General features: G+C 70.8%; 4 protein-coding genes. All 4 read left to right on the top strand.

The window, feature by feature from the left end; genetic code table 11:
* Positions 1-1,388 (top strand): depupylase/deamidase Dop (gene dop / locus PROKR_RS02405; protein ID WP_036959326.1); only part of this gene is annotated, 1,388 nt, incomplete at its 5' end.
* A gap of 108 nt (positions 1,389-1,496) precedes the next feature.
* Complete coding sequence (locus PROKR_RS02400) at positions 1,497-1,694, top strand: ubiquitin-like protein Pup (protein ID WP_036959325.1); 198 nt, start codon at positions 1,497-1,499, stop codon at positions 1,692-1,694.
* Positions 1,691-2,530: a proteasome subunit beta gene (gene prcB, locus PROKR_RS02395; protein ID WP_425414847.1), complete on the top strand. Its 840-nt coding sequence runs from the start codon at positions 1,691-1,693 to the stop codon at positions 2,528-2,530. The genes PROKR_RS02400 and prcB overlap by 4 nt, the downstream gene beginning before the upstream one ends.
* On the top strand, positions 2,527-3,065 hold a 539-nt coding region (prcA, locus tag PROKR_RS02390; RefSeq protein WP_036959329.1), incomplete at its 3' end, for a proteasome subunit alpha. The genes prcB and prcA, both read left to right, overlap by 4 nt.

Raw genomic sequence — 3,065 nt, 5'->3', positions numbered from 1 at the left:
TGGAGCCCGGCCTGCCGGGCCGCGGCCGCCGCCGGCCGGGCTCGACCCAGGAGGTCGAGCGGCCCGCCGCCGACGAGTACGACGACCCGAGCGCCGCCAACGTGATCCTCACGAACGGCGCCCGTCTCTACGTGGACCACGCGCACCCCGAGTACTCCTCGCCCGAGGTCATGACGCCCGAGGACATCGTGCGCTGGGACGTCGCCGGCGAGCGGGTCATGCTCGCCGCGCTGCGGGAGCTGTCCGGCTTCCCCGGCAGCGAGGTCGTGCTGTACAAGAACAACGTCGACGGCAAGGGCGCCAGCTACGGCACCCACGAGAACTACCTCGTGGACCGCGCGCTGTCGTTCACCACGCTCGCCGAGCTCATCACCCCGTTCCTGGTCACGCGGCAGGTGTTCACCGGCTCGGGCCGGGTCGGCCTGGGCGCCACGAGCGGCACGCCCGGCTTCCAGATCTCGCAGCGCGCGGACTACATCGAGGCCGAGATCGGCCTGGAGACCACGCTGCGCCGTCCGATCGTCAACACGCGTGACGAGCCCCATGCCGACCGGCAGCGCTGGCGGCGCCTGCACCTGATCCTCGGCGACGCCAACCTGATGGAGGTCCCCACCTACCTCAAGACGGGCACGACGTCGCTGGTCCTGTGGGTGCTGGAGCACCTGGACGAGCTGGCCGAGGCCGGCGTGGACGCCCGCGCCGAGCTGGGCGCCCTGCGCCTGGCCTCGCCCGTGAGCGACGTCCAGAAGGTATCGCGCGACCTCGACCTGACCGCGGCGCTCGACCTCGCCGACGGCCGCACCATGACGGCGCTCGAGCTCCAGGGCGAGGTCGCCGACGTCGTGCGGCGCTCCCTGAAGGTGCTCGGCACCGACCCGGAGTCCGACGCCGTGCTGGACCGCTGGGCCTCCGTGGTCGAGCGGCTCGGCACGGACCCGGCCGAGTGCGCGCGCGAGGTGGAGTGGGTCGCCAAGCTGCGCCTGCTCGAGCGGCTTCGGTCGCGCGACAACCTCGAGTGGGACCACCCGCGCCTGCACGCGATGGACCTGCAGTGGTCCGACGTGCGTCCCGAGCGTGGCATCTACCACCGGCTGCTCGCCAAGGGTGCGGTGGACCGCATCGTCGACGAGGAGTCCGTCGCGCGTGCGGTCCAGCACCCGCCGGCGGACACCCGGGCCTACTTCCGGGGCGAGGTGATGGCGCGCTACGGCAGTCAGATCTCCGCCGCGAGCTGGGACTCGGTGATCTTCGACGTCGACGGTGCCCAGGCGCTGCAGCGCGTGCCGATGCTCGACCCGACGCGTGGCACCCGACGCCATATCGGCGCCCTGCTCGACGCGAGCCCCGACGCGGCGGCACTGCTCGCCGGACTCTCCGGGCGAAGGTGAGCTTCGATGTCGGTGTCTGCCTCTAGGGTCGAACCTGGGGTCAACACCAAGGCTCAGGGCCTAGGCTGCAAGACCAGCGTTACGTCAGAGAATCACCAGGAGGCGATCATGGCCGGTCAGGAAAGAATCAACCCGTCACACGAGGACCGCACTCCCGACGACGACGCCGACACCCCGGCTGCGGCCGCTGCGGCACCGCAGAAGGACGACGACGAGGTCGACGCCCTGCTCGAGGAGATCGACGAGGTGCTGGAGACCAACGCCGAGTCGTTCGTGCGCGGATTCGTCCAGAAGGGTGGGCAGTGAACCTGAACGCAGACAACTTCGCAGGACGACTCCCGGACGCCTTCCTGCGTCCGGGATCGTCGTCCTTCGTGGACTTCCTGGCCGAGTACGCCCCCGACCGCCTGCCCGGGAACCGGAGCATGCCCGCGGGCATGACCGACCCGGCGACCCTCTCCCCGCACGCCACGACGATCGTGGCGCTCACCTTCGACGGCGGCGTCCTGCTGGCCGGTGACCGGCGGGCCACCGCCGGCCCGATGATTGCCAGCCGCAGCATCGAGAAGGTGTTCCCGGCCGACGAGTACTCGGCGGTCGGCATCGCCGGTTCCGCCGGCATCGGCCTGGAGCTGGTCCGGCTGTTCCAGCTCGAGCTGGAGCACTACGAGAAGATCGAGGGCTCGCTGCTCTCGCTCACGGGCAAGGCGAACCGCCTGGCCACGATGCTGCGCGGCAACCTGCCCATGGCCATGCAGGGCCTGGCCGTCGTGCCGCTGTTCGCGGGCTACGACCTGGACAAGGACACGGGCCGCATCTTCAGCTACGACGCCACCGGCGGGCGCTACGAGGAGCACGAGCACCACGGCGTGGGTTCGGGCTCCCTGTTCGCGCGCGGCGCGATGAAGAAGCTGTGGCGGCGCGGGATGGACGCGGACGCCGCGGTCCAGGTCGCTGTCGAGGCGCTGTACGACGCCGCGGACGACGACTCGGCCACGGGCGGCCCGGACACCGTGCGGGGGATCTTCCCCGTGGTGGCCACCGTGACCATGGACGGCTACCAGCGGATCGAGGACGCGGAGATCTCCCGCGTGGCGGAGCAGATCGTGGCGCAGCGCCGCGAGAGGGGGTCGATCGCATGAACATGCCGTTCTACGTCTCGCCCGAGCAGCTGATGAAGGACCGGGCGGACTTCGCCCGCAAGGGCATCGCCCGGGGCCGGTCCGTGGTGGTGCTCGCCTACGACGGTGGTATCGCGTTCGCCACCGAGAACCCCTCGCGGGCGCTGCACAAGATCTCGGAGATCTATGACCGCATCGCGTTCGCCGCCGTGGGCAAGTACAACGAGTTCGAGAACCTGCGGGTCGCCGGCGTGCGGTACGCCGACATGCGCGGGTACTCCTACGACCGGTCCGACGTGACGGCCCGTGGCCTGGCCAATGCCTACGCGCAGACGCTCGGCACCGTCTTCATCACCGAGTCCAAGCCGCTCGAGGTCGAGATCGTCGTGGCCGAGGTGGGTGCCACGGCCGCCGACGACCAGATCTACCGGCTCACCTACGACGGCACCGTTGCCGACGAGCACGGTTTCGTCGTCATGGGCGGCCAGGCCGAGCAGCTCGGCCGCCGCGTCAAGGAGGGCTGGCGCGCCGACCTGACGCTGGGGGAGGCGCTGCG

The sequence above is a fragment of the Promicromonospora kroppenstedtii DSM 19349 genome (assembly GCF_000515355.1).
GTDB lineage: Bacteria > Actinomycetota > Actinomycetes > Actinomycetales > Cellulomonadaceae > Promicromonospora > Promicromonospora kroppenstedtii.
This window is presented reverse-complemented; position numbering and strand designations above follow the sequence as displayed.

Coding starts and splice junctions, on each gene's coding strand:
- PROKR_RS02400 (WP_036959325.1), top strand. CDS start 1,497: ATGGCCGGTCAGGAAAGAATCAACCCGTCACACGAGGACCGCACTCCC.